At 35.7% G+C, this 26,972-nt stretch carries 22 protein-coding genes; 6 read left to right on the forward strand and 16 right to left on the reverse strand.

Going from position 1 to position 26,972, the window contains the following annotated elements:
* Nucleotides 1-84: 84 nt before the first annotated feature.
* Nucleotides 85-768, reverse strand: coding sequence for a hypothetical protein (locus C7377_RS07780; protein ID WP_116496790.1), 684 nt, complete (start codon nt 766-768; stop codon nt 85-87).
* A gap of 176 nt (nt 769-944) precedes the next feature.
* Between C7377_RS07780 and C7377_RS07785 the strand changes: the two genes are divergently transcribed.
* Both C7377_RS07785 and hemH read left to right on the forward strand, forming a co-directional pair.
* Complete coding sequence (locus C7377_RS07785) at nt 945-3,431, forward strand: ATP-dependent Clp protease ATP-binding subunit (RefSeq protein WP_116496791.1); 2,487 nt, start codon at nt 945-947, stop codon at nt 3,429-3,431.
* Entirely contained in the window at nt 3,424-4,464 is a 1,041-nt protein-coding gene (hemH, locus tag C7377_RS07790) for a ferrochelatase (protein ID WP_116496792.1), read from the forward strand. Before C7377_RS07785 ends, hemH begins: the two co-directional genes overlap by 8 nt.
* Before the next feature lie 68 nt (nt 4,465-4,532).
* On the opposite strand, the gene hemL is transcribed toward hemH, so the two are convergent.
* From hemL to C7377_RS07815, 5 genes are all read right to left on the reverse strand, one after another.
* Nucleotides 4,533-5,828: a glutamate-1-semialdehyde 2,1-aminomutase gene (hemL, locus tag C7377_RS07795; RefSeq protein ID WP_116496793.1), complete on the reverse strand. Its 1,296-nt coding sequence runs from the start codon at nt 5,826-5,828 to the stop codon at nt 4,533-4,535.
* Between the two features lie 4 nt (nt 5,829-5,832).
* A complete protein-coding gene (locus C7377_RS07800) occupies nt 5,833-6,507 on the reverse strand; it encodes a uroporphyrinogen-III synthase (RefSeq protein WP_116496794.1) in 675 nt (224 codons plus the stop codon).
* Nucleotides 6,508-6,521: 14 nt separating this feature from the next.
* Nucleotides 6,522-7,571, reverse strand: a complete 1,050-nt coding sequence (locus C7377_RS07805; protein ID WP_116496795.1) for a DUF2179 domain-containing protein — start codon at nt 7,569-7,571, stop codon at nt 6,522-6,524.
* A gap of 174 nt (nt 7,572-7,745) precedes the next feature.
* Entirely contained in the window at nt 7,746-7,922 is a 177-nt protein-coding gene (locus C7377_RS07810) for a (2Fe-2S)-binding protein (protein ID WP_116496796.1), read from the reverse strand.
* A 4-nt stretch (nt 7,923-7,926) separates the two neighbouring features.
* Nucleotides 7,927-9,381, reverse strand: coding sequence for an aminoacyl-histidine dipeptidase (locus C7377_RS07815; protein ID WP_116496797.1), 1,455 nt, complete (start codon nt 9,379-9,381; stop codon nt 7,927-7,929).
* Nucleotides 9,382-9,511: 130 nt separating this feature from the next.
* Between C7377_RS07815 and C7377_RS07820 the strand changes: the two genes are divergently transcribed.
* From C7377_RS07820 to glgP, 4 genes are all read left to right on the forward strand, one after another.
* Nucleotides 9,512-11,461: a glycogen debranching enzyme N-terminal domain-containing protein gene (locus C7377_RS07820; RefSeq protein WP_116496798.1), complete on the forward strand. Its 1,950-nt coding sequence runs from the start codon at nt 9,512-9,514 to the stop codon at nt 11,459-11,461.
* A gap of 19 nt (nt 11,462-11,480) precedes the next feature.
* A complete protein-coding gene (locus C7377_RS07825; RefSeq protein ID WP_116496799.1) occupies nt 11,481-12,767 on the forward strand; it encodes a glycosyltransferase family 4 protein in 1,287 nt (428 codons plus the stop codon).
* Nucleotides 12,768-12,830: 63 nt separating this feature from the next.
* Nucleotides 12,831-14,123: a glycoside hydrolase family 57 protein gene (locus C7377_RS07830; protein WP_116496800.1), complete on the forward strand. Its 1,293-nt coding sequence runs from the start codon at nt 12,831-12,833 to the stop codon at nt 14,121-14,123.
* 98 nt (nt 14,124-14,221) lie between these two features.
* The gene (gene glgP, locus C7377_RS07835; RefSeq protein ID WP_116496801.1) at nt 14,222-18,454 is read left to right on the forward strand and encodes an alpha-glucan family phosphorylase; all 4,233 of its coding nucleotides are present in this window, start codon (nt 14,222-14,224) and stop codon (nt 18,452-18,454) included.
* An 86-nt stretch (nt 18,455-18,540) separates the two neighbouring features.
* Here glgP and C7377_RS07840 read toward each other — a convergent pair whose 3' ends face one another.
* The 10 genes from C7377_RS07840 to hflX all read right to left on the reverse strand — a co-directional run bounded on the left by C7377_RS07840 (nt 18,541) and on the right by hflX (nt 26,962).
* Complete coding sequence (locus C7377_RS07840; RefSeq protein WP_116496802.1) at nt 18,541-19,566, reverse strand: carboxypeptidase-like regulatory domain-containing protein; 1,026 nt, start codon at nt 19,564-19,566, stop codon at nt 18,541-18,543.
* 54 nt (nt 19,567-19,620) lie between these two features.
* On the reverse strand, nt 19,621-19,899 hold the full coding sequence (locus C7377_RS07845) for a hypothetical protein (protein WP_116496803.1): 279 nt from the start codon (nt 19,897-19,899) through the stop codon (nt 19,621-19,623).
* Nucleotides 19,899-20,384: an RNA polymerase sigma factor gene (locus tag C7377_RS07850; RefSeq protein ID WP_116496804.1), complete on the reverse strand. Its 486-nt coding sequence runs from the start codon at nt 20,382-20,384 to the stop codon at nt 19,899-19,901. The genes C7377_RS07845 and C7377_RS07850 overlap by 1 nt, the downstream gene beginning before the upstream one ends.
* 118 nt (nt 20,385-20,502) lie before the next feature.
* A complete protein-coding gene (locus tag C7377_RS07855; protein WP_116496805.1) occupies nt 20,503-21,069 on the reverse strand; it encodes a porin family protein in 567 nt (188 codons plus the stop codon).
* 124 nt (nt 21,070-21,193) lie between these two features.
* Entirely contained in the window at nt 21,194-22,168 is a 975-nt protein-coding gene (locus C7377_RS07860) for a LuxE/PaaK family acyltransferase (protein WP_116496806.1), read from the reverse strand.
* Nucleotides 22,169-22,181: 13 nt separating this feature from the next.
* On the reverse strand, nt 22,182-23,207 hold the full coding sequence (hemE, locus tag C7377_RS07865; RefSeq protein ID WP_116496807.1) for a uroporphyrinogen decarboxylase: 1,026 nt from the start codon (nt 23,205-23,207) through the stop codon (nt 22,182-22,184).
* A gap of 2 nt (nt 23,208-23,209) precedes the next feature.
* Nucleotides 23,210-24,799, reverse strand: a complete 1,590-nt coding sequence (locus C7377_RS07870) for a peptide chain release factor 3 (RefSeq protein ID WP_116496808.1) — start codon at nt 24,797-24,799, stop codon at nt 23,210-23,212.
* Nucleotides 24,800-24,933: 134 nt separating this feature from the next.
* Nucleotides 24,934-25,191 carry a helix-turn-helix domain-containing protein gene (locus C7377_RS07875; RefSeq protein WP_116496809.1) on the reverse strand — a complete coding sequence of 86 codons (258 nt, stop codon included), beginning with the start codon at nt 25,189-25,191 and terminating at the stop codon, nt 24,934-24,936.
* Between the two features lie 114 nt (nt 25,192-25,305).
* Nucleotides 25,306-25,620: an MTH1187 family thiamine-binding protein gene (locus tag C7377_RS07880; protein WP_116496810.1), complete on the reverse strand. Its 315-nt coding sequence runs from the start codon at nt 25,618-25,620 to the stop codon at nt 25,306-25,308.
* Between the two features lie 115 nt (nt 25,621-25,735).
* Nucleotides 25,736-26,962 (reverse strand): GTPase HflX, encoded by a 1,227-nt coding sequence (gene hflX / locus C7377_RS07885; protein WP_116496811.1) that lies wholly within the window; start codon nt 26,960-26,962, stop codon nt 25,736-25,738.
* Between the last annotated feature and the right edge of the window lie 10 nt (nt 26,963-26,972).

The raw sequence follows: 26,972 nt of genomic DNA on the forward strand, positions 1-26,972 counted from the left end.
CCAACAAAGAGAATCGTTACAGAATAAAAAAGAGGGTGTTTCAAAAAGTTTTGAGCACCCTCTTTTCTTGTGCACTTCCATAGATTACTTACCCCATACAATATTTTTTGTGGCTATAAATTCTCCTGTAATTTTATTGATATCACCATTCTTAAGATTAAATGCATGAACAGAAACAATGTAAACTTCACCATTTTGTGCCGCTGAAAACCATTTTAATGTCGATTTTTTGATGGTGGTAGTCAATTGCGTATTCTCTTCAATCTCTTCAGTGTCTGGAATTAAATTAAAACTTTGAAATATAGGTGATTCAGTAAGGTTTGTGGAAATTTGGACGATAAACATATCGGCATTCGTATTTTCCCATGAAACTATCAACTCAGATCTTTCTGAGATATAATTAGTCTCGGTAATTTTAAAAGGTTCAGGAACAGTTGACAAAGAAATTGATGCATTTTTTTCAATATTCTGTTCTGTATCTTCAAATATCGCTGTGAATTTGAAAGTGTTTTCCTCCAGAGGTGCTTTTGAATAATCAGTCTCTATAGGTATCCAGCGATAGGAATAGTCTCCTGCCCAATAAGATTCAAGCACATACTTATCTTCATTTTTATCAATAGCTGTCAAACTGACAGGTTTAGGATTGAATTCTGCAATTAATACAGGTGCATAAACTGCTGTATCATTTAGATAGATTCCTTGAAAATAGGCACCCACTTCTAAATTGTAATTAACTACATCATCGTCATTACACCCTATAAAAGCCATGACTATAAGCACTATTAATGAAAATCTACAATAATTCATTATCTTTAAATTACTAGTTTAACGTGCTCCAAAGGTAATAAAAATAAGAAAAGCAACGTTTTCTTGGCAGATTTTTTGATAATTGTAAGGTATAATGGTAATTTTACCAATAATAAGCAAAGTAAGAGGAATAGTAAATGAAGAATTTTTCACAGAGAATAAAAAATATCATCTCATACAGTAGAGAAGAGGCAGAACGCCTAGGCAATGATGCTGTTGGGGTTTCACATCTATATTTAGGGATTTTAAGAGAAGGTGCTGGCGAAGCATTTGATTATCTTAAAGAACTAGATGTTGATATACCAAAAACCAAAAAACTTATAGAAAGTAATATTAAACAAAACGAAATATCTCGTTTAAATGAGCATATGATCCCATTTGATACTGATGCACAACGAGTGTTGAAGTTTATTACACTGGAAGCCCGAAGCCTTAAGGACGAAACGATTGACACTGAACATCTTCTATTAGCAATACTAAAAGATGACACTTCAGAAGTTGCAAAAGTACTCAATGAGTATGACGTAAATTATCATTCCATGAAAAAAGACATGAGTTTATCGACCCGAATGCAAAGTGAGGAAACAAGTGGTGATTTACATGAAGGAGAAGGGAAATCAAAAGGTGTGCATACTGAAGGTAGTCGGACGAAGTCAACTACGCCTGCATTGGATAGTTTTGGTTTTGATATCACCAATGCGGCCAAAGAAGGCGCATTAGATCCTATTGTGGGGCGTCAAAAAGAAATAGAGCGTCTCGTACAGATATTAAGCAGACGCAAAAAGAATAATCCTATTTTGATTGGTGAGCCCGGAGTGGGTAAATCAGCTATAGCTGAAGGACTTGCTCTGCGAATTATTGACAAGAAGGTTTCACGTGTATTGTATGATAAACGTGTGTTGTCATTGGATTTAGCCTCGATAGTTGCAGGTACAAAATATCGGGGACAATTCGAAGAGCGCATGAAAGCCATCATCACAGAATTGCAGAAAAATAAAGATATTATTCTGTTTATAGACGAAATTCACACCTTGGTTGGAGCTGGTGGTTCTACGGGTTCTTTAGACGCGGCAAATATGTTAAAACCTGCCTTGGCAAGGGGTGAGATACAATGTATAGGTGCAACAACTTTAGATGAGTATCGACAGCATATAGAGAAGGACGGAGCGCTTGATCGCAGGTTTCAAAGAGTAATGGTCTCACCAACTACTGTCGAAGAGACTCTTGAAATACTTGAGAACATTAAAGAGAAATATGAAGAGCATCATAATGTAACTTATACTAAAGAAGCTTTAGAAGCTTGTGTAAAACTTACCGAACGTTACGTTTCTGATAGAAATTTACCGGATAAAGCTATTGATGCATTAGATGAAGCAGGTTCTAGAGTTCATATTGCTAACTTAGTTGTATCTCCGAAAATTGAGAAAATAGAAGAATCATTAGAAGAAGTTAAAAAGAAAAAAATAGAAGCCGTAAAAGTACAGGACTTTGAATTAGCAGCAAGATTTAGAGATAAAGAAAAAGCTCTAACAGAACAACTCCAAGCTGAAAAGAAGATTTGGGAAGTTGAACTAAAAGCACACAAGCAGACAGTAGATGAGGAACATATCGCCGAGGTTGTAGCTATGATGACAGGCGTTCCTGCAAAACGTATTGCACAAGCTGAAGGCATTCGTTTGAGAAGCATGAATGATATCCTAAAAAGTAAAGTGATTGGTCAAGATAAAGCAATTGAAAAGATTGTTCGCTCTATAAAGAGAAACAGAGCCGGTTTAAAAGATCCTGATAGACCAATTGGTTCATTCATCTTTTTAGGACCTACAGGAGTGGGTAAAACACAATTAGCAAAAATTCTTTCAGAGTATTTATTCGATACTAAAGATGCACTGATACGCATAGATATGAGTGAATATATGGAGAAATTTGCAGTCTCTCGCTTAGTTGGAGCACCTCCGGGATATGTGGGTTATGAAGAAGGCGGACAACTTACTGAAAAGGTTCGAAGAAAGCCATATTCTATCGTTTTATTAGATGAAATAGAAAAAGCGCACCCTGATATATATAATATTCTATTGCAAGTGCTTGATGAAGGACAATTGACAGATAGCTTAGGAAGAAAAGTAGATTTTCGAAATACGATTATCATTATGACTTCGAATATTGGCTCACGTCAGTTGAAAGATTTTGGTCGTGGAATCGGTTTTGAAAGTTCACAAAGTGAAAGTCATTCATCGTATGCGAAGGGGGTGATTGAGAAAGCTCTAAAGCGTACTTTTGCCCCTGAATTTTTAAATAGGGTTGATGATGTAGTCTTATTTGATTCTTTAGATAAAGAGTCTATTCGCAAGATCATTGATATTGAACTAGAGGATGTGTATAGTCGAGTTTCAGAAATAGGATATACTCTTCAAATCACTGATGAAGTAAAAGATTTTATTGCCGATAAAGGGTTTGATAAGGAATTTGGAGCACGTCCGCTAAAACGCGCCATCCAAAAATATATTGAAGAGGAATTGGCTGAAGTGATTATTGAAACAGATTTGGAAACAGGAGATACAATTATAGCTGATTTAGATAAAAAAGAATCAACGATTGTTATTCATAAAAAGGAATTGCATGTCTAAATCTCGTAAGTGCCTGCTTTTGTTGAATGTAGGCACTCCTGATAGTCCTGAAAAATCAGATGTACGCAGATATCTTACGCAGTTTTTGAATGATAAACGCGTGATAGATTTGCCATGGCTTGGACGTAAAATTTTAGTAAATGGTATTATCATCCCTTTTCGAGTAAATACTTCAGTCAAGATTTATTCAGAGTTGTGGGCAAAGCACGGAAGAATTTTAGACACGCTCACTCAACGATTAACGATGAAATTACAAAAACATTTTGAGGGAGACTTGGCGGTGAAATATGCCATGCGTTATGGAAATCCTTCTATGGACAAGGCATTTGATGAAATAAAAGAGGAAGGGTATGATGAGCTAATACTCTTTCCTTTATTTCCACAATATGCAATGTCAACCACTCAAACATGTTTAGAAGAAGCTCATAGACTGATAAAGAAAAAAGGGGTGAAGCTTAGGACTGAGATTGTACCAAGTTTTTTTAATGATGAACTATTTGTTGAAGGAATAGCAAAACAGGCAAAAACTCAATTTGATATTGAAGCATATGATCATATCCTATTTTCCTATCACGGTTTGCCAAATAGACATTTGAGAAAGGCTCATAAAAATATAGGCTATTCTTCTAATACCATTGAAGGCTGTAGTTGTGAGAAACGGTTAGAGGGCTTCAAAATAGGTTGCTATAAAGCGGAATGTTACGAAACCTCAAGGTTGTTAGCAAAAGAGTTAAATATTTCAGAAAAGAATTATACTGTTGCCTTTCAATCACGGTTGAGTAAGGATTGGCTGAAACCTTTTTCCGATGTCACTGTCACAGAATTGGCAAAACAAGGAGCAAAAAAAGCACTTGTTTTCACACCTTCTTTTACGATTGATTGCCTCGAAACACTTAATGAGATAGGCGAGGAGTATGCCGAGGAATTTTACAAGGCGGGAGGGAAGCAACTCGATTTAGTTCCTTGCCTAAATGATAGTGATGAAATGGTGAAATTGGCAGATTCGTTGCTTAAAAACGTTGTTTCTGAATAAAAAAAGGTGAATAGATTATCTCCTACGAATAATCTTTCACCTTTTACTAATTTTAGATAATCTAAATTTTAATCAAACTTCATTCTGGCTAAGCTTTCTATAGTTGCGTTGATGATATGGTCCAACTGTTCATAAGACAAAGAATTCGCTAAGAAATAAGATTCATAAGGAGAAGGTGGCAAATAAACACCTCTGTTCAGCATCGCATGGAAAAACTTGCCAAAGAGTTCACTGTTGTTTTGTGAAGCGGTATCGAAATCAACCACATCTACATCTACAAAAAATACATTTATCATTGAACCAATATGGTTGATTCTATAGTCGTAAATGCTTTCAGAGAATACTCGTTCTAATCCTTCTGCTAAATATGTTGTCTTTTCTGCTAATCCCTCATATATTTGAGGATTTTGATACAATTCTTTGAGCATAGTATAACCGGCTATCATTGCAATAGGATTTCCGGATAGTGTTCCCGCTTGGTACACTGGACCATCAGGAGAGAGGTAATTCATAATTTCCTCACGACCTCCGAATGCGCCGACAGGCATGCCTCCGCCAATAACTTTACCGTAGGTAACTAAGTCTGCATTTATTCCAAAATATTCCTGAGCACCACCTTGTGCTAATCGGAACCCTGTCATTACTTCATCAAAAATGAGCAATAATTCATACTTATCACATAGCTCGCGAATACCTTCCAGAAACCCTTCTTTCGGCAATACACATCCCATATTTCCACAAACAGGCTCTAAGATAATGGCAGCTACTTCGCCTTTATTCTCTTCCAGTAGTCTTGCAACATCTTCTAAGTCATTATAGCGAGCTGTTAATGTGTCATTTGCAGTTCCTTTAGTAACTCCTGGACTGTTCGGCACACCAAAAGTGGAAGCTCCACTACCAGCTTTTATGAGAAAACTGTCGCTGTGCCCATGATAGCAACCGTCAAATTTGATAAATTTATCTCGCCCAGTGTAGCCTCTTGCTAACCTTATAGCACTCATACAAGCCTCTGTACCAGAATTCACCATACGAATTTTGTCAATATTCGGAGCCATTTTAGTGATAAGCTCAGCTATCGCAATTTCAATCTCAGTGGGAGCGCCAAAGGAGGTAGAATATTCCACTTTATTGTTAATAGCTTCCGCAATTTTAGGATTCGCATGACCAAGAATCATCGGACCCCAAGAAGCGATTAGGTCGATATATTCATTGTCATCTTCGTCAGTTAATATGCTACCTGATGCTTTTTTAATGAATAGGGGAGTCCCTCCAACTGATTTAAATGCTCTAACTGGAGAATTCACACCGCTAGGAATCACGTTTCTTGCTCTATTGTATAAATAGGTACTTCGGCTAATGTTCATTGTTTTAATTTTTATAATGTTCTTCTAAATAATTAAGCATACTATCTATTGTTGCTTTCTTGGCAACATGTATTCTGTTTTTGTGACTATTTAATACTTTTGCTGTCGTATTGCCTATGCAGAGAATATCCTGATGTGGCAATAGTTCATATTTCGTTAAAAAACTTTCTATTGACGATGGACTGCAAAAGCATAGCCATTGGTAGTTTTTTGTATCTAAATTTGAAGGAGGAGAGAGGATCGTGTCATAAACCTCAATCACTTGATGCTTTTTTTGATTTGTTTTAAAATAATCTTCTAATTTTGGGAGTCGTTTCTTCCCACAGAAATAACGAAAATTATTACTGTTATTTTGTTCAAATAATTCAATTAATCCTTCGGCATTATATTGATTATAGGGAACTTGTATGTTTTTAAAAGCTGCGTATTCTAACAGTTTGGCTTTGGTAGACTTTCCAACTGCGTAAATTGATTGCGTTGTATTGATTTCATATTGGGAAAGAACAGCATCTACAGCATTCTTGCTAGTAAATACGAAATGAGAAGCAGGAGTAGTGGTGGGGAAATGAAAATCCAACATTTCAATAGAAATAAAATCATAGCAATCCAGAGCAATATTAATACTATTTTTCTGATTATTAGTAATTTTCTTCGTAAACAATACCCTTGATTGTGTCATAATTATCTATAAAATTATAAATAAATTTCATGATTCCATAAATAATGTACGGGCAATCGGTAAGAAGAAAACCAAAGTGTGATAGATTGTTTGTTTTTAGGACTTTCAGAAGGGGCTACTTTCTGGATTAACATAGGTTTATAACCTATCATTCCACCTCTTTGGACATCACAACTACTTGGAAAAGTATTGTTTGTTATCAATTTAACTTCTAGTGGACTCAATTCTCGCTGATGAGAGCCGGGGATCACTTGCAATGCACCAGTTTGACAGTTTACATCCTTTAGGAATAATTGGATAATGAATGTTTCTTCAAACAATTTAGGCATATCAGGGGTCTCATGTTTTTCTTCTGCAGGATATCCCCAGAGAGTTAAATTCTGAGGAATCCTTCGCTGCCGCATGGGTAAACTTAACTCTTGCTTGAAGTCAAAAGCTTCTTGATAATCATTATAAACAGCATCAACTAAGAAAGCTCTAGGATTAATTTTTTTTATGAGGTTTTTCAATTTTGTATTCAGCACAGAGTACAGTAAAGTTTCGTCTTCTATAAAACTTTGTTTATGAGTAAGTTTATGATATCGAACAAGGTTATTTATCTTTTTGAATTCAGAAGCATTTATGAACGACTGACTTGTAAAGAAACCTTCATTGGAAAGTTGCTGCACGCAAAACTTAACATAATCTAATGACTTAGATTTGTCTTTACGGGGTCTAATAGAATGTAATGTGTCTTTATAATGCTTGTATTTTGGGAAATCACTTATTTCTTTTACAAAGTCGATGCATTCAATGAACTGATCCTCTAGCTTTTGTGGAATCTTATTTTTTAATATACTATAATTCGGATCTTTGTACGTGTAATATTTTCTATCATTGACGATTACAGGCGCACCGTTATCTCTTAAAAATTGAATATCTGATTGAATTGACCTTTTACTAATATTTTCATCTAAAATTCTTGAGCAATGTACAATGAGCATCTCTAATGTCCATTTCTTTTTACTACGAAAACATTTATCAAGTGTTTTATAACGTAAGAGTATTTTATGACCGGGAAGCATAACTGTGCCAATTTTTCCTCTAAATTACGAAATTTATTCCTACTGCGCACTATGAATACATAGAAACTAAATTAAGAGCTTACTAATTAGAATATCCCACATTGTGTTTTCAACATAATTTATATTATGTTCAATTGTGTAGGTGTTGAGAAAAGAGGCATCTTACCTCTTTCCTTAACTTGATCTCTTACTTAGAATTTGCTTTACTTGTGTAGAACAACGTCCGCAACCCATAGCAACAGCTGTTAATTTTTGAATATCTTCCAAACGAATAGCTCCAGCATTGATTGCTTCGTGCATTTCACCAAGCGTAACTTGAGAGCAATTACAGATTATAGAAACCTTTTGCATCAATTTACTTATCTTTGGGAAGATGTACTAGCATATCTAGTAGATGTTTCCAAAATTTCTGAGTGGATTCTATGTGTAATCGTTCATCGGGTGAATGTGCACCTTTAATATCGGGACCTATGGAAATCATATCCCAGTGCGGATATTTCTCTAAAAATAGACCGCATTCTAGCCCTGCATGAATTGAACGAACTACTAAATCCTTCCCAAACAATCTTTTATAGCTCTCAACAGCTACCTCCATTATTGGAGAATCCGGGTTGGGCGTCCAGCCAGGATATCCATCAGAATGTTTTACATCAGCACCTGCTAGATGAAATACGCTTGAGACCATTTGTGCCATATTAAATTTCTGAGAATCAACTTCACTGCGTTGAGAAGTCGTAATGATGATTTCATTATCCTCTTGTTTTATAGCTGCTAAATTTGTTGAAGTCTCTACCATTCCTTCAATGGATTGACTCATTGAGAAAACACCATAAGGACAGGCATATATTGTATGCAACAAGGTGTTTTTTAGCTCCTTGTCCCAAACAGTTGTGTTCATTTTAGTACTTCCTAATTCAAAATGAATTTTTGGTTCTGTTTTTTTCCAAAGCTTTTCTTGCTCCACTGAATACACATTGAAAGCTGCACGAATATCTTCTTTAAATTCATTATTACATAAAACTATTGCTTCTGCTTCACGGGCTATGGCATTTCGTAAATTCCCTCCTTTGAAAGAAACTATTTCAATGTCATATTTCTGATTGATTTCCCATAGAAAACGGCCTAGTAATTTAATGGCATTACCCCTGCCCTTGTCAATATCATCCCCTGAGTGCCCACCAAGCAAACCGGTTACTTCTATTTTGATAGGAAAATATTTTGTTTCATCTACAGTAGTGGTTTTAAGTGGAAAACGAGCAACAGTGTCTATTCCTCCCGCACAACCAATAAAGGCTTCTCCATCATCTTCAGAATCTAAATTCAATAGTATTTCCCCTTTTAATATGTTGGGTTCTAAGTGAAAGGCTCCTGTAAGTCCTGTTTCTTCATCAACAGTAAATAAACACTCTATAGGGCCATGTGCTATATCTTCACTTGCTAAAACAGCCAACTGAGCTGCCACTCCTATCCCATTATCTGCACCCAAAGTAGTTCCTTTGGCTTTTACCCACTCACCATCTACATAGGTAGAAATTGGGTCTTTATCAAAGTCGTGTTCAGTACCTTCATTTTTCTCACAAACCATATCTACATGAGATTGTAAAACCACCGGTGTTAAATCTTCATATCCTTTCGTGGCAGGCTTACGCATTATCACATTACCGATACTATCTTTTTGTGTCTCTATATTATGCTTTTTACCAAACTCAATTAAGTATTGAATAATCTTCTCTTCCTTCTTTGAAGGTCTTGGAATTTGGCATATTTGATGGAAATAATCAAATAGAATCTTAGGCTCTAAGTTTAACATTATTTATGAGTTTTATTAAAATATGGTTAAGTATTGCAAAAGTAACAATATATTCTTAGGTATAAAATAGTCTAATCAATCAAGTTTTCTTATCTTTAAGGACTAATAATATTATTGAAACATTTACAATATGCCTTATTTAAAATTTGACAAATTAGAATTAGTAAATTTACAATATTCTACTTCGAAAGAGCTATTACGAACTAACCGTTCTGGATCTTATTCCAATACTACAGTTAGTGGTTGTAATACTCGAAAATACCATGGGTTGTTGGTAAGTCCTATCGAGGCATTTAACAACTCTATGCACGTGCTTCTCTCCTCTTTAGATATTTCTGTGATTCAACATGAACAAGAGTTTAATTTGGGATTGCATAAGTATGCTGGAAATCATTATAAGCCTAAGGGACATAAGTATTTGAAAGATTTCAGTGTTGATACTATCCCATTATTTACCTTTCGCGTTGGTGGTGTTGTCCTCAGATTAAGTAAAATATTGGTAGAAAAAAATGAACAAGTTTTAGTACGCATAAGTTTAGATAAAGCACATTCGAAAACCAAGATACGTCTAAAACCAATGCTTACATTTAGAAACATACACGAGCTTACTAAAGAGAATATGCATGCGAATACGCGAGTGCAACCGACCAACAATGGTGTTATTGCTAAGCTATATGAGAACTATCCGGAGCTTTATATGCAGACCTCCAAGAAAGGTGAATTTGTCTCTATCCCTTTGTGGTATAAAGATGTTGAATACATAGAAGAACAAAAACGTGGCTACGCTTACAAAGAAGATTTGTTTTCACCGGGATATTTTGAATTGCCGATTGAGCCAGGAGAAACAATTTATTTTTCTGCTTCACTGAAAAAGAAAGTGCCTTCAAAATTTGAGTCATCCTTTGATGAATCTAAAAATAAGAGAGTTGACAGAGGCAGTTTCTTGAAGTGTTTGCATAATGCAGCACAACAATTTATTCGTAAAAAAGGCAAAAGTATTGAACTCGTTGCAGGATTTCCTTGGTATGATGTAATCCCTCGTGATACTTTGATAGCAGCACCTACACTTTTATTTGAAAACAATGACAAAAACAACTACAAAAGTTTAATTAGCAACTTAGTTGATAATCTAGAGCTCGAGACTGGAGAGATATGGGGCAGTAAGCAAGTAAGTGTAGATGCTCCATTATGGTTGTTCTATTCGCTCTATCAATATGAACAATATAAATCTAAATCTAATATTTGGAAAGATTATCGGAAAGTAATAAAACAAATACTAACAGCTTACCGAGAAAATCAATTAAAACATATAGAATATCGTGATAATGGACTTTTGTATATAACTAATGAGCAACTGCCTCTTACTTGGATGAATAGTAATATTAATGGCAGGGCTGTCGTAAAACGACATGGCTATGTGGTGGAAGTTTGCGCACTATGGTACAATGCTATTTTCACAGCAATGCAATGGGCAAAGAAAGCAAAGGATGCTAGCTTTATCAGGGAGTGGGCACCAATTGCTCAATTGATTGAAGAGAATTTCAAAAAAACGTTTTCTGACGAATCACATAGCTACTTAGCAGATTACGTCACGAATGATTATCAAAACTTTGACTTCAGACCCAACCAACTGATAGCTATCGGCCTCCCCTATACTCCCTTAGAGAGAGAGGATATTCTTATCATAAAAAGATTGGTAAAACAAGAACTACTTACACCTAAGGGAGTTCGTACTTTGTCACCACAAAATAATATGTATTCTAAAAGCTATGAGGGGAACCATCTCGAGCGTGAGCAAAAAGCTCATCAAGGTACGGTTTATCCATGGCTATTGTTGTTTTATTGTGAGGCGTATTTAAAATTGCATTATAGAAGCATTCCCGGTGTCTTGCAAGAGATTATTGATAATTTCGAAGAGGATGTAACTGTTTACGGAATTGGAACGATAAATGAAATGTACGATGCAGATCCGCCACAGACACCAAGAGGAGCTATTTCTATGGCAACTTCTGTAGCTGCAATCTTGAGAATTTATCGATTGCGCGAACAGTGGATGGCTACACACACGATTGAAGAATAAAAATAAATAAAAATATCATATGAAAGTACTAATGTTTGGGTGGGAATTTCCCCCACATATTTCAGGAGGCTTAGGAACCGCTTGCTATGGTCTTACTAGAGGGCTATCCACTTTTGAAGATATGGATATACTGTTTGTCGTGCCCAAAACGCACGGAGATGAAGAACCTAAAAGAATGGAACTTCTAGGTGCTGAGAATGTTGCTATTGATTTTTCAAAATTAAATACCAATCGCTTTAAGAAGTTGCAGGTCTATTCTCATCTTGTTCCCTATACTTCCCCTGATGAATATTATGCCTTTCAAGAACAAAGTGAAGAGAGTCAAATCAAACACATAAAATCCAGGGGGAAGACATTCTTTAATTTCACAGGGAAATATGGGAAAAATTTGATGGAAGAAATTTCAGACTATAGCATTGTAGCTTATAACATCGCGCAAGAGCACGACTTTGATATCATCCATTCGCATGACTGGCTCACCTACCCCGCGGGCATAGTGGCTAAGGAGGCTACTGGAAAACCATTAGTAATTCATGTGCATGCTACAGACTTTGATCGTAGTGGCGGGAATGTGAATCCTGATGTATTTAAAATCGAGAAAGACGGCATGGAGGCCGCAGACAGTATTATTACAGTAAGTAACCTAACTAGAGATACCGTTATTCATAAATATGGAATATCACCGGAGAAGGTAACTACGGTTTATAATGCTGTAGAACCTTTGAAATTGTCTGATAATATTAAAAAAGAATCTAAGTTAGACGAAAAGATCGTCACATTTTTGGGTAGAATAACGCATCAAAAAGGACCTACATACTTTATAGAAGCAGCAAAAAAGGTTTTAGACAAAACAGATAATGTCCGTTTTGTAATGGCAGGAAGTGGTGATATGATGGAGAAAATGATTCGGCATGCGGCTAGTTTAGGCATAACCGACAAATTCTACTTTACCGGATTTCTAAAAGGTGACGATGTCTTTAAGATGTTTTATCAAAGTGATGTATATGTGATGCCCTCAGTTTCAGAACCTTTTGGGATTTCTCCCTTAGAAGCTATGCAAACTGATGTTCCTACTATTATTTCATATCAATCAGGAGTGGCAGAGGTGGTAAAACATGCTTTAAAAGTGAACTATTGGGATACCGATGCGTTGGCAAACGCTATTTACGGATTGATTACTTATCCTTCTATGGCAAAGACATTTAAGGAGTTTGGTCGTAAAGAGGTGGAAAGCCTAAAATGGGAAAATTCTGCGGCAAATGTGAGAGATGTTTATTTTAAAACATTAGAAAAAACCAATAACTAAATAAAGTAACAGACTACATACTTTTGAGAAATGAAGTTAGACTAGTCATAAATTTGTAATTCCATGAAAAACATATGTTTATATTTTCAAGTTCATCAACCGTTTCGTTTCAAGAAATATTCTTTCTTCGATATGGGAAAAGAACATTATTACTACGATGATTTTTTGAATGAGAGTGTGATGAGAAAAGTAGCTGAGAAATGCTATTTGCCTGCAAATAATCTTTTACTAAAGCTTATTGAACAAAATAAAGGCGAGTTTAAAGTCACATTCTCTATATCAGGAACAGCTCTTGATCAATTTGAATTGTATGCCCCTGAAGTACTAGAGAGTTTTCAGAAACTGGCAGAGACTGGTTGTGTTGAGTTTTTAGCGGAGACCTATTCACACTCGCTAGTATCATTACACAATAAAGATCTTTTCAAAGAGGAAGTTAAAAAGCATACTAAAGCCCTTAAAAACCTGCTGGGAATAAAAAAACCTAAAGTTTTTAGAAACACAGAGTTGATTTATTCTGATATGCTGGGTAAGGATATTTTTGAAATGGGATTCAAAGGAGTTCTTGCAGAAGGTGCAAAACATATTCTTGGATGGAAAAGCCCTAACTATATATATTGTAATCCTTTAGAGCCAAAGTTGAAACTCTTGTTGCGAAATTATAATTATAGTGATGATATTGCATTCCGATTCTCAGACACCTCGTGGACAGAATACCCACTTACGGCAAAGAAATTTGCATCATGGATTGCTTCAGATGAAAATGAAGAGAGCCAAATCGTAAATCTATTTATGGATTATGAGACCTTTGGGGAACATCATAATGCAGCTACAGGAATTTTTGATTTTTTAGAACACCTGCCGACAGCAGTTCTTGAAGAAGAGCTGAAATTCATCACACCTTCTGAAGCTGTCAGTAGTTTAGACACCGTCTCTCCTATGTCTATGCCCTATCCTACCTCATGGGCTGATGAAGAGCGTGATGTTTCAGCGTGGTTAGGAAACGAGATGCAGAAAGAAGCTTTTGATAAATTGTATCAGCTAGCTCCATTGATAAAGAAGATAGACAATAAGAAGTTGAAAAGAGATTGGGAATATTTACAGACTAGTGATGCATTTTATTATATGTCAACAAAATGGTTTACTGATGGTGATGTTCACACATACTTTAATCCTTACCCATCCGCCTACGATGCGTTTCTGAATTATATGAATATCTTGAGTGATTTCTCACAAGAGGTACATAAGTTGATTTCTCCAAGCAACAAAAAAGATGATATCATTGCTGAGTTGAAAGAAGAGTTGAAACATAAAGAGAAGCAACTGAAAGAATATCAAGAAATCATAAAATCATTATAGGTTTTATGGAAATGTTTGCATGCACTTTTTATGAGAAGTTTTAATAAAAATAGGGTAGCCTATACTAAAGGGTTATTTTTGTAAAAGTTGATAACGATATGAAACAATACGAAGAAATAGATTTTATTTTTGAAACAAGCTGGGAAGTTTGTAATAAAGTGGGTGGTATCCATACTGTCATTAAAAGTAAACTCCCACACCTTCAAAAAATAATTGGAGATAATCTCGTCTATATAGGTCCTGATATTTGGAAAAAAGACAACACTTCCCCTGAGTTTATAGAAGATACTAATCTTTATAGCGCATGGAAACACAAAGCAACCAGTGAAGGACTGCGTGTACGAACAGGCTATTGGAATATCGAGGGAAAACCAAAGGTCATTTTAGTTGATTTTACCACTTTCATTCATGAGAAAGATAATCTTTTAGCGAAATTGTGGGAAGATTACTCCTTAGACTCACTTACGGGTGGCTGGAATTACGTAGAATCTGTACTGTTCGGATACGCTGCGAGTAAGGTGATAGAGAGTTTTGTTGATTTTGAAACTTCATACACGGATAAAATTCTTGCCCATTTTCATGAATGGATGACGGCTTCAGGTGTTTTATACTTAAAAAAATATTTACCTCATATAGCCACAGTATTTACAACACATGCTACAAGTTTAGGACGCTCTATTTGCAGCAACAATCAAAAACTTTATAATTATTTAGAGGCAGACAAACAACATCCGAAAAATAAAGCTCGAGAATTAAATATTTTCTCTCAACATTCTATCGAAAAGAAAGCTGCCGAGCATTCCGATGCTTTTACAACTGTAAGCGACATTACCGGGAAAGAATGTAAAGTTTTACTTGGCAAAAAGCCAGACGTCATTACACCTAATGGATTTTGGAGTGAGGACAATCAACAATTAGCAGGGAAACGAGATAGCGCTAGGATAAAACTGAAGGATGTTGCTAGAGCTTTAACGGGTTCAGTATCTGACGATGCACTTCTTATTGCAACCAGCGGACGTTATGAGTTCAGAAACAAAGGTCTCGACTTATTTATTGATGCACTAACTAATCTTCGCGAGCAAAATATTGAAAAAGAAGTTGTAGCATTTATTCTGGTACCGGCTTGGCAAAAGAATGTTAATTTAGAATTACAAAGGAAGCTGGCTGGAGAAGATGTGGAAATTTATAATAAAATGCTGACACATCACCTGATGGATGAGGCTAATGATAAAATTCTAAACTCATTAGCTTATCATCAATTTTATAATGCCGAGGAAGATAAAGTGAAAATCATTTTCGCCCCAGTCTATTTGGACGGTAACGATGGTATCTTCAATCAAGAGTATTATGATTTGTTAGCAGGATTTGATCTTACGCTCTTCCCCTCCTACTATGAACCATGGGGCTATACTCCATTAGAGAGTGTGGCTTATGGTGTTCCTACGCTTACCTCATCTCTTGCCGGATTTGGAGTTTGGTCAAAAGAGAATACTGCGAATCAGTTGATAGATGGTATAAAAGTAATCGAGCGTAATGATGAGAATTATAAACAAGCAGAACAACAACTAGCTGATGAAATAGCTAGTTATGCATCATATTCTAACGAAACTTATGAGCAAGCAAGAAATAGCGCTTTTAAAGTTGCAGAAAAAGCACTTTGGGAGAATTTCTTTGACAACTATAAACAGGCATACAGCATTGCTATAAGTAAAGTTGAAGATAGAATTTCAACAATTATAGATACAAAAAAGAAAAAAGAAAGTCGAATTATAAAAGAAATGGAAATAGAGAACACACCTAACTGGAAGAAATTAATTGTACAGTCTGATTTACCAGACAATTTAGATAAACTAGAGGAATTATCCATGAACCTATGGTGGGTATGGAATGATGAAGCTCAAGAACTTTTTGAAGAAATAGACCCTGACGGATGGGTAGATTGCAAGAAAAACCCCCTGGCGATCCTTAGAATGGCTGATACTGAGCGTTTGGCAGAAATAGGCAGAAATGAAGAGTACATTAATAAACTTGACCGAGTTTATAATGATTTTAAGGAATATATGTCCTCAAAACCTGCACCTGATGCTAACCATATTGGTTACTTTAGTATGGAATATGGTTTGACTAATTTACTTAAAATCTATTCTGGGGGTTTAGGTATTTTAGCTGGTGATTATTTGAAAGCAGCAAGTGATACCAATCAGCCTTTGGTTGCTGTAGGATTTATGTATCGCTATGGTTACTTTACACAACGCCTCTCTGCAGAAGGATATCAAATTTCAGAATATGAATCGCAGGTTTTTAGCGAACTGCCCGCAAAGATGCTAAGAGATAATACAGGTGAACCTTTACGTCTATCAGTGAGTTTCCCCGGTCGTGATGTGTATTTTAGAATATGGCAAGTGCAGGTTGGTCGTGTTGATTTATATCTTTTGGATACCGATACACATTTTAATACCGTTGAAGACCGATCAATTTCTTATAAACTCTATGGTGGAGACTGGGAAAACCGCATCAAACAAGAGTTAGTCTTAGGTATGGGTGGAATGAAATTGCTGCGTGAGCTAAATGTAAAGACAAACATTTACCACCTGAACGAAGGACATGCGGCATTTGCAAACTTAGAGCGTTTGACGTACAATATGGAGCAATATAATCTTTCATTTGATGAAGCACTCGAAGTTGTGAGAGCAGCGTCTCTATTTACCACACATACTCCAGTACCTGCAGGGCATGATTCATTTTCTGAAGACTTTATTCGCACGTATCTGCGTCACATGCCAGAGCGCCTTAATATTTCTTGGGAAGCATTTCTTGGCTTAGGTCGATTCAATCCGTCTGATAGTGGAGAAAAGTTTAGCATGAGTGTCTTTGCTGCAAAAACCTCCTCAGAAATCAATGGAGTAAGTAAGTTGCATGGAAAAGTGAGTCGCGAGATGTTTGCACATCTATGGCCAGGTTTCGCTTCCAATGAGTTAGCATTAGGGCACGTAACCAATGGTGTCCATTATTCTACTTGGACAGCTAAAGAATGGAAAGATATTCATAAAAGAATCTTAGGAGAAGAATACATTCATGATTTATCCAATAAAGAAATATGGAGTAGAATATATAATTTAGATGATGCAGAAATTTGGGAGGTTCGTAATTCGCTACGTAAAAATCTGATTGATTTTATTAAGAGAAAAATAGTGAAGAACTGGATTAGACGCCATGAAGACCCAAGTACATTAGTCGATATTCAGGAAAATCTAAGTGACAAGACGCTTACCTTAGGTTTTGCTCGTAGATTTGCTACTTACAAAAGAGCACACTTATTGTTCACAGATTTAGATCGGCTTAATCGACTATTAAATGCGCCTGACCGCCCTGTTCAGATTCTTTTTGCCGGGAAAGCACACCCTGCTGATAAAGCGGGACAGGATTTAATCAAAAATATTGTAGAAATATCTAGAAAGCCTGAATTCGTTGGTAAGATTCTATTCTTAGAAAACTATGATATGGATTTGGCAAAGCATCTCATCAGTGGCGTAGATGTTTGGCTCAATAACCCTACCCGACCATTAGAAGCGAGTGGTACCAGCGGGCAAAAGGCTGAGATGAATGGTGCGCTTAACTTTAGTGTGCTTGATGGCTGGTGGGTAGAAGGTTATAAAGAAGGTGCAGGCTGGGCACTTCCGGAGGAACGAACTTACGAGGAGCAGTTTATGCAAGATAAATTGGATGCCGCCACTATTTATCACAAACTCGAGAATGAGGTGATACCATTGTTTTATGATAGAGATGAAAATCATATCCCTCATGGCTGGATTCAATACATTAAGAAATCATTTGCAGAAATAGCTCCGGAGTTTACGACCAAACGAATGATAGATGATTATAACAACAAATTCTATAAAAAGTTGCACATACGTGCTTCAGAAATGCGTGCTGACAACTTTAAGCAAGCTGAAGATTTAGCGGCTTGGAAAAAGAAGATTCAAAACGGTTGGGATAAAATTGAGGTGGTGAAATATGAGTTTCCAGATACTGTCTTAAATCCTTACATTTCAGGAGAACAATTTGCAGGAACTATAGTTTTAGACCTTAAGGAACTGCAAGAGCAGAATATTGGTGTTGAGATGGTCTTTACCAATTCAAAACGTGCAGATAATATGGAAATAGAGGATGTTCAAGAACTTAAGCTTGATAGAATGGAAGGCAGTTTGGCATACTATACTACTCAATTCAATTTAAGCAGACCGGGAGTGTATGATTATGGATTACGCATCTTCCCCAAGAATGAAAAACTCGCTCACAGACAAGATTTCCCTATCCTAAAATGGATATAGAAATTCATTGAAGATGTTAATAAAAAAGAGCAGTATGGATTATTTTCCTACTGCTCTTTTTCTCTTTGTGAAAGATTAATTAACTACTATTTTTTTGTTGTTATTAAGATGACGCCATTTTTAGCTTTTTCTCCGTAAAGAGTTATAGCTGCTTTATCCTTCAATATTGTGATATTTCGTATGGAATCCGGAGAAATTTCCTTTAGCACCGTTGCGTCTGCAAACACACCGTCTATAATATAAAGAGGTGCACCACTCTTGCCTTTAAGAAATAGATTCTTTTTTTTTGTGTCTTTTTCCATCACTATAAGTGTTTCTTCGTTTTCTGATGGAGAATGTAACTCCATTTTTAAGAAATCATTATCCAATGAGTCGTCCACCCTGTCATCTATTGGTATTTCTTTATCACCAATAATTAGACTTGCACTTTTCCTGTAAGGCATTTTACCGATGATTTTTATACGATTACTATTCAATTTTATTCTCGCTCCTTTTATTTCTGTATTATCTGTAACCGGGATTTTCTTATCGTCTATTTCGACAAAAACCTTTTTTCCTGCAATATCTTTAGATTTATAGAGCATCTTCGAGATGGTGAACTTTATCCCATTTGGAGTGCCTTTTGTTAAATAATCTACATGTAGGTTTTTGCCAACACTAATTACGTAAAAGTATTCACCATCAGCTAATTTATCATACTCAGCTTGGGACATAAAATCCTTAAAATTAAGTTTGGTGTCAGGTAATTTAACATCTTGCTTTTCAAAAACCTTAGTATTAGTCTCATCAAAAAGCATTATTTTATTAGATTTTGCAATGTCAAACATTGTGTTTAACTGAACGTTTATGAGGTTCTTACCATCACATACTTTTTCGACAGAAGGTACTCCTACCATTGAAAAAACGAGCGTATCTCCTTTCTTTGGAACTTCTATGCTATAATTTCCTTCTATGTCTGTCACTGTTCCCACTGTTGTGTTTTTAACTGTAACACTGGCACCAAAAATTCCTTTGTTTGCTTTGTCTATTACTTTTCCTGTTACTTTGATTTTTGCATTTGCTGATAGCGTTATTAATAAAAAAGTCAATAGACTTACTATTATTCTTTTCATTATTTTTAAATTTTAATTGGTAAAATATTTAATTATTGAGCTCATTTCTTTTGATTATTCTTGCATATAGATGATAAAATCATCATCCTCGTAAAGAATTTCTGTCTGTGCTATTTGTTTTTTATGATGTATATTTTGTACTGCCCACAGAGAAAGTCCCAAGGCAATAAGTACCGTTGCTGCAATAGGTATTGCCAACTTTCTTAAAGTAAAATTCCTTTTTTGTATGGTTTGTGATGCTATTCTAGCTTTTAGTTTATCACTATCTGAACTTCTTTTTTCCTTTTCGAAATAGTCCGAAAGTTGTTTTTCTGTATTTTTTTTTGATTTCATTATTTCAGTCCTTTAGGTAGTATTTCTTGCAATGTTTTTTTAGCTCTTGATAATAATACTCTCACATGTGCTTCTTTCAATTCCAGCAGTTCGCTAATCTCATAAAATTCTAAGCCATCAATTTCCCGCATATTTATTACCTTTTGCTGTAATTCGAGGAGTGTCCTAATGCACTTCGTAATCCAATCTCTGGTATCAAAATCATCAGTAGTGGAGGTTGCTATATCTCTATATTCTTTATTGATTTCAAAATTCAGTTTGTTATTCTGTTTTAATGTATCCAAACATTTATTTCTCACGCTTTGGTATAGGAAAGCTTTGTAGCTTGTTTTTATATGCACTTCTTTCCGCCTTTCCCACAGTGAAAGCATAACTTCTTGTACAACATCTTCTGCCTTAGATGTACAGCCTAACATCCGACATGCCATTGGAAGCACATTATCAACTGCAGGCAACAAGTATTTTGCGTACTCTTTTCTGGTCATATATCTTTAAGACGATTTTGAAAGCTATTTTGCAACAAGGTACACGAGATTTTATTCAAATAAAAAAGCGGTGCTACAATAGCACCGCTTTTCATCAACGTTTATTGATCTATTTCTCTTAGAACATATAACCAACAGAAAATTGGATAACACTGTTTTTAGCGTCAACGTCACCTTCATCAAACACCTCAGTTAAACCAAGGTTGTAACGAGCATCAACGAAAATATTATTGTAAAATTTATAGCCTAATCCAAAATTCAAGCCGAAATCAACCGTTTTAAATACATCGTCAGTATCTGGACTTACAGAAACATCACCTAAACTAGCTTCGTAGTCGTCATTTACTAAAAATCCTACTTGTGGTCCAGCCTGTAATGAAAAACCTGGAGCTACATAGTATTTAAACATAACTGGAACAGTTATATAATCTAAAGTTAATTCTGTATTGTCTTCATCAGCTCCTTGTGCAGAATACAACACCTCTGGCTGGATTGAGAACTGTTCGTTAACCATGAATTCAGCTAACACACCAAGATTGAATTTTGTTTTCATATCGGCATCTACGTCATCACCAGTCAAATTCGTAAAGTTAACTCCACCTTTAACACCAAAATTAAAGTCTTGAGCAATTCCTTGAGTTGCAAAAAATGCAACAGCAACTACTACTAAAAAAATCTTTTTCATAATCTTAATTTTTTAAATTTAAATTGTTTTCAAACTTTACTGTTATTATGAATAACATACGGAATGATGCAAAGTGTGTGCCAAAGGCATAGTATTTTTCTCCAAATACTTTACTAGCTTTTCGTTATGCCATCAGGTTGCACCCACGAATATCAGAGGTGTCAAACCGACCTAATACAGAAAAACTTCCATCGTCATAGCGACGCCCCAGATCCTTTGTTTCAATAAATGAGCAACTAAAGAGATTCGCTAAGTCAATAATATTGATTCCTCCCGTTATTTCTTCTTCCACATAGCTAAAAGGATCATTCGCTTCTCTAATATACACTTGCATCCATGGCTGGCAGTGATAAATACCTTCTTTTTGAGAATAGGCTTGGGAAAGTAATTCTGTCATGCCATACTCTGAGTGGATTTGTTGAGTTCCGAAAGCTTGACAAAGTTCTGAGTGTAATTCTTCGCGGGTGATTTCCTTCCTTCTCCCCTTCATTCCGCCAGTTTCAACAACCTTCGTATGTTTTAGATTGAGATGATATTTCTCCGTGAAATCCAGTAAAGCAAAACTTACCCCAAACAACAAAGTCGGCTGTCCTTGTGCTTCCAATTCTTGCAGTTTTTCAAACAATTCTTCGTGATTATACAAATAGAAGCCATTATTGGGATGTTTACTCTCCTCCATCAAGCGATTGACCATATATACCAATGAGGAATTTTGGCGCTCCAAATAATTAGGTAATAATGCTAAGAAACAATAGTTGGACGCCTTACCGAAAGCTTGTTCAAAACTTTTTAAAAGACTTTCCTCATACATTGAGATCTTCGTAATATAATGCTTACTATTGATAGAGCCTGTCGTTCCGCTACTCTCAAAAGTCTGTTGAACAGGAGCTTCAGGAGCAAGAATGCGTTGCGATTTAAAAAACTCAATAGGAAGAAAAGGAATTTCTGAAAGATGCTGAACATCTTCCGATTTTACTCCCAAACTATCCACGTATTCACGATAAACAGAGCCGTGCTGATATTGAAAACGAAATACTTCTAAAGCTAAACGCTCGAAATTTGTTGCATTAACTTCAAATATTTGTTTCTCTAAATTCATTATTCCCAAAGAATTATCGTTGCCAATCAGATTTTTTAATTAAATCGACTAAGAATTTTGCATTTTCAGCAGGGATTTCAGGAATCATGCCATGTCCTAAGTTAATAATCCATTTCTTCTCCTTGCGACCAAATTTTAAATAAGGTTGAAATTCTTTTTCAATCGTTTTTTTATCCGTCAAAAGTAACCGAGGGTCTATATTTCCTTGCAACACAACCTCCTCTCCCACAAATTTCCTCACATCAAACAATGATGTTTGCCAGTCAATACTAATACAATCAGCAACATCATAATTCATCAAAGAAAGACCGGTTCCTATTCCCATGGGGAAATAGATTACAGCTGTGTTAGTACTTCGCACGGCATTGGTTATTCTTTTTACAGCTGGAAGAAATAACTCTTTATAAAGCTCTAAAGGAATTATACCAGCATGAGTATCGAACAATTCAAAGGCTTGTATACCTGCTCGTACTTGCTCTTTTGCATAGTGGATAGCCATTTCTGTTATCTCTTCGATAACGTTCTTTAGTTCTTTTTTATTTTGATACAATGCAGGAACTAGTGCTGGGAAATTTTGTTTTTTACTAAAGCCTTGATACATATAACAAAGCGTAGTTAATGGAGCGCCGCAAAATCCAATTAAATCAACATTATCCGGTTTGTCTTTTTTTATAATCTTTATGGCTTCGTAAATATGCTCTAATTTTTCTGGTTGTCTTTCCAGCAAATCCATAGGATTTTCTACATCCTTCAGAGCAGGATGAAATGAGGGCTTCGGGTCAAAAGTTAAATTCATGCCTAACGCCTCAGGTACAACCAATATATCTGAAAATAAGATAGCGGCATCTACACCTAAATCGTAAATAGGCAACAACGTAACTTCTGCAGCTAATTCAGGGGTATCCATCATATGCTTAAAACCATACTGATCTCGCAACTTCATATAAGAAGGCAAAATCCGTCCTGCCTGTCTTTTAAACCATACAGGTGGTCTATCTGTTACTTTTCCTTGTAGTGTTTCTGTAAATATATTTGCCATTGCTATGCTTCTTTTTGAACTAATTCTGAGGTGAAATTAAATGTAATTTTTGGATAATTGCTTTGTGCCATTTGCAGTAAATATTGTGACTCTGCTAAAAAAACATCATTACCATGTTTATCTTTTGCAATATACTGATACTTATGCTTTTTGAAATTCTCTAATTGTTCTTGGTCATCTGAACTTATCCAACAAGCTTTGTACATATTCATAGGTGTCCAACGGCATGATGCTCCGTATTCATGCAAAAGTCGGTACTCTATCACCTCAAATTGTAACGCCCCCACAGTTCCAATCAACTTACGACCATTAAAATCCAAAGTAAAGAGCTGTGCCACACCTTCATCCATTAATTGGTCTATCCCTTTAGCTAACTGCTTGTATTTCATCGGGTCAGCATTGTCTATATATTTAAACATTTCAGGTGAAAAACTTGGTAACCCTTTAAAATGCAATTCTTCTCCACCGGTTATGGTATCGCCTATCTTAAAGTTGCCATTGTCTGGCAGACCGACAATATCCCCTGGATATGCTTCATCAATGATGGATTTTTTCTCAGCCATAAATGCTGTTGGGCTAGAGAACTTCATTTTCTTGCCCATTCTCACATGATAATAATTGGTATTTCGTTCGAATTTACCGGAACATACTTTTACAAAAGCTAAACGATTACGATGATTTGGGTCCATATTAGCATGGATTTTAAAGATATACCCGGTAAACTCTTCTTCCATCGGCTTGACTACGCGTTCTATGGCCTTAGTTGGCAGTGGTGAAGGTGCTATTTCTACAAAACAATCTAATAACTCTTTCACTCCAAAATTGTGTAGCGCAGAACCAAAAAACACTGGTGCTATTTCAGCATCAAAATACTCCTCATTATTAAAAGGGGGATAAACCCCATCAACTAACTCGAGATGCTCACGCAACGTATCTGCATCACTCCCAATCTGTTCATCAAGTTCAGGAGTATTTATATCTTCAAAGTCAATAGCTTCGGTAATACTCTGGATATCTGCCCGGTATAAAGACAGATTTTTGCGATAGATATTATAAACCCCTTTAAAGTCAGGACCAGAATTAATAGGCCAAGTCAATGGACATACTTGTATTTGCAATTCCTTTTCAATTTCATCCATTAAATCAAAAGGATCACGACCAATACGGTCTAATTTATTTACTAAAACGATTACAGGTGTTTTTCTCATCCGACAAACTTGCATCAATTTACGAGTTTGTGCTTCCACTCCTTTCGCTGAGTCGACTACGATAATTACACTATCGCAGGCGGTAAGCGTACGGAACGTATCTTCCGCAAAATCTTGGTGACCTGGGGTATCTAAGATGTTGATTTTGTACCCTTCGTACTCAAAACCCATTACTGAAGTGGCAACAGAAATTCCTCTTTGTCGCTCTATCTCCATGAAGTCTGAAGTGGCTGTTTTCTTAATTTTATTGCTTTTTACGGCTCCTGCCACATTAATAGCACCACCAAATAGCAGTAATTTTTCAGTTAATGTTGTTTTTCCTGCATCTGGATGACTAATAATACCAAAGGTTCTACGTCTTTTTATTTCTTCTTCTCTCGTCATTTAATAATTTCTCTTTTTAGGATTGCAAAGGTAAGGATAATTGAAATGATGAGAAAGTATAAAAAATAAGAATCTAGTGCATAAAAAAAGACAACACCTTGTTTTTAATGTTGTCTTCCTTAGTTTATCTTCTGCTAGGCTTCTTGAAGCTCTGATAACATTTTTTTAGCTTCTTCAAAAATTGTGTCATCATCCATACGTACAACACCACCGCCACCTTGTTCAAAATGTACTCCTGCACTTTCTCCAGAATTAAAATCTTGTCCTCCAAAGTAGTTGCGTACTGTTTGAACATTAATTCCTAATCTATCTGCAAGTTTTTGAGTACTTCCTTTTGGTAAACTATCTTTTACTTTTCTAAACTCTATGAATGATATTGTTCTCTGCGCCATAATTTTTTATTTTTTTGAAGTTTATAACACCATAAAATTAACAAAAAAATATTATTAGGCAAGGATTTTTATTTTTTTATCTCAAAAAAAATGTTAAGAATCTGAAAAACAAAATTACTGATTTACTTCTCCAATTCTTTTTTCGATAGAAGCTATTTTTTGTTGCATACCATCTACTCTATCTTTTCGGATATCGATAGTAATCGAAGAATAGATTCGATCAGCATCAGGCTCTAAAATATCATAAGCTTTTTGTACCATAGCTAACGCTTCTTGCATCGTAGCTGTCTCGATAGTCGTTCCCATAGGATTCAGTTTATACGACACACCGCTCTCGTCTATCATATTAATGACTTTACTCACATATTTACTGATGCCTTTTCCGCCTTTATCGGTTGGAAACATGGCAAAATTTAATAATACTGACATAATTCTATTGTTTACAAATGATATAGTTAAAGATACAAAATATTTCTAATTTTCTAGAGAAACATAAGTTGTTATGTTGAAAAACTAAAGAGTTATTTTAATGCTTATTTCGTTGCTACTCCTCTTCTTCAGTCAATTGAGAATAATCTTGATACAAGTAATCGTTGTAAGGAAAACGAGTGGCATGAATCTCTTTCACCATATCATAGAGTTTCTCTCTGAGTTCGTCAATATTTTGCTTTTCCTTAGCAGAAATAAAAATAGTTTCGTATTCATCCTTTGCCATCCATGTTTTTTTCCATTCGTCGAGACTGAAATTCTCTTTTAGTTTTGGAGTCAAATCATCTTCATCTTTTTTTATGTATGAAAAGGCATCCACTTTATTAAACACTAAGAGCATTGGCTTAGAATACTTGTCAATCTCTGCTAATGTTTCGTTTACAATCTGTACTTGCTCTTCGAAATTCGGGTGAGAAATATCTACAACGTGCATCAAAATATCAGCTTCCCTAACCTCATCTAAGGTGGATTTGAATGACTCTACCAAGTGGTGGGGCAACTTACGAATAAAACCTACGGTGTCGGCTAATAAAAAAGGAATATTGTGTACGACAACTTTACGAACGGTAGTATCTAAGGTTGCAAACAGCTTATTTTCAGCAAACACTTCAGATTTACTCAATAGATTCATCAAGGTGGATTTCCCAACGTTCGTATAACCTACTAGAGCAACGCGAACTAACTTTCCTCGGTTTTTCCGTTGGGTAGCCATTTGCTTATCAATCTTCTCTAGTTGCTTTTTCAATCGAGCTATTTTATCGCGGATAATACGGCGGTCGGTCTCAATCTCAGTTTCCCCAGGTCCTCTCATACCAATACCACCTCGTTGACGCTCCAAGTGTGTCCACATACGAGTAAGTCTAGGCAATAAATACTGATATTGAGCTAATTCTACTTGCACTTTTGAGTGAGCAGTTTGAGCTCTGCTGGCAAATATGTCCAATATTAAATTTGTACGATCAAGAATACGGACTTTAAACGCACGTTCTAGGTTTCTTAATTGTGAGGGTGTTAATTCATCATCAAAAATCAAAAGACTTATTTCTTCGTGGTCTGAAAGACATTCTTTAATTTCTTCAATTTTACCTGGTCCTACAAAAGTGACAGGATGTGCTGTGTCTAGTTTTTGTATAAAACGTTTTTGAATATCTACACCTGCTGTATCAGCTAAAAATTCTAACTCATCTAAATATTCTTTTAGTAACTGTTCTGTTACTCCTGCTGATCTATCAACTAATCCAATTATTACTGCTTTCTCTCTCTTCGGTGTTCTATCAATCATAGAGTGATTC

This window comes from Balneicella halophila (assembly GCF_003096835.1).
Taxonomy (GTDB): domain Bacteria; phylum Bacteroidota; class Bacteroidia; order Bacteroidales; family Balneicellaceae; genus Balneicella; species Balneicella halophila.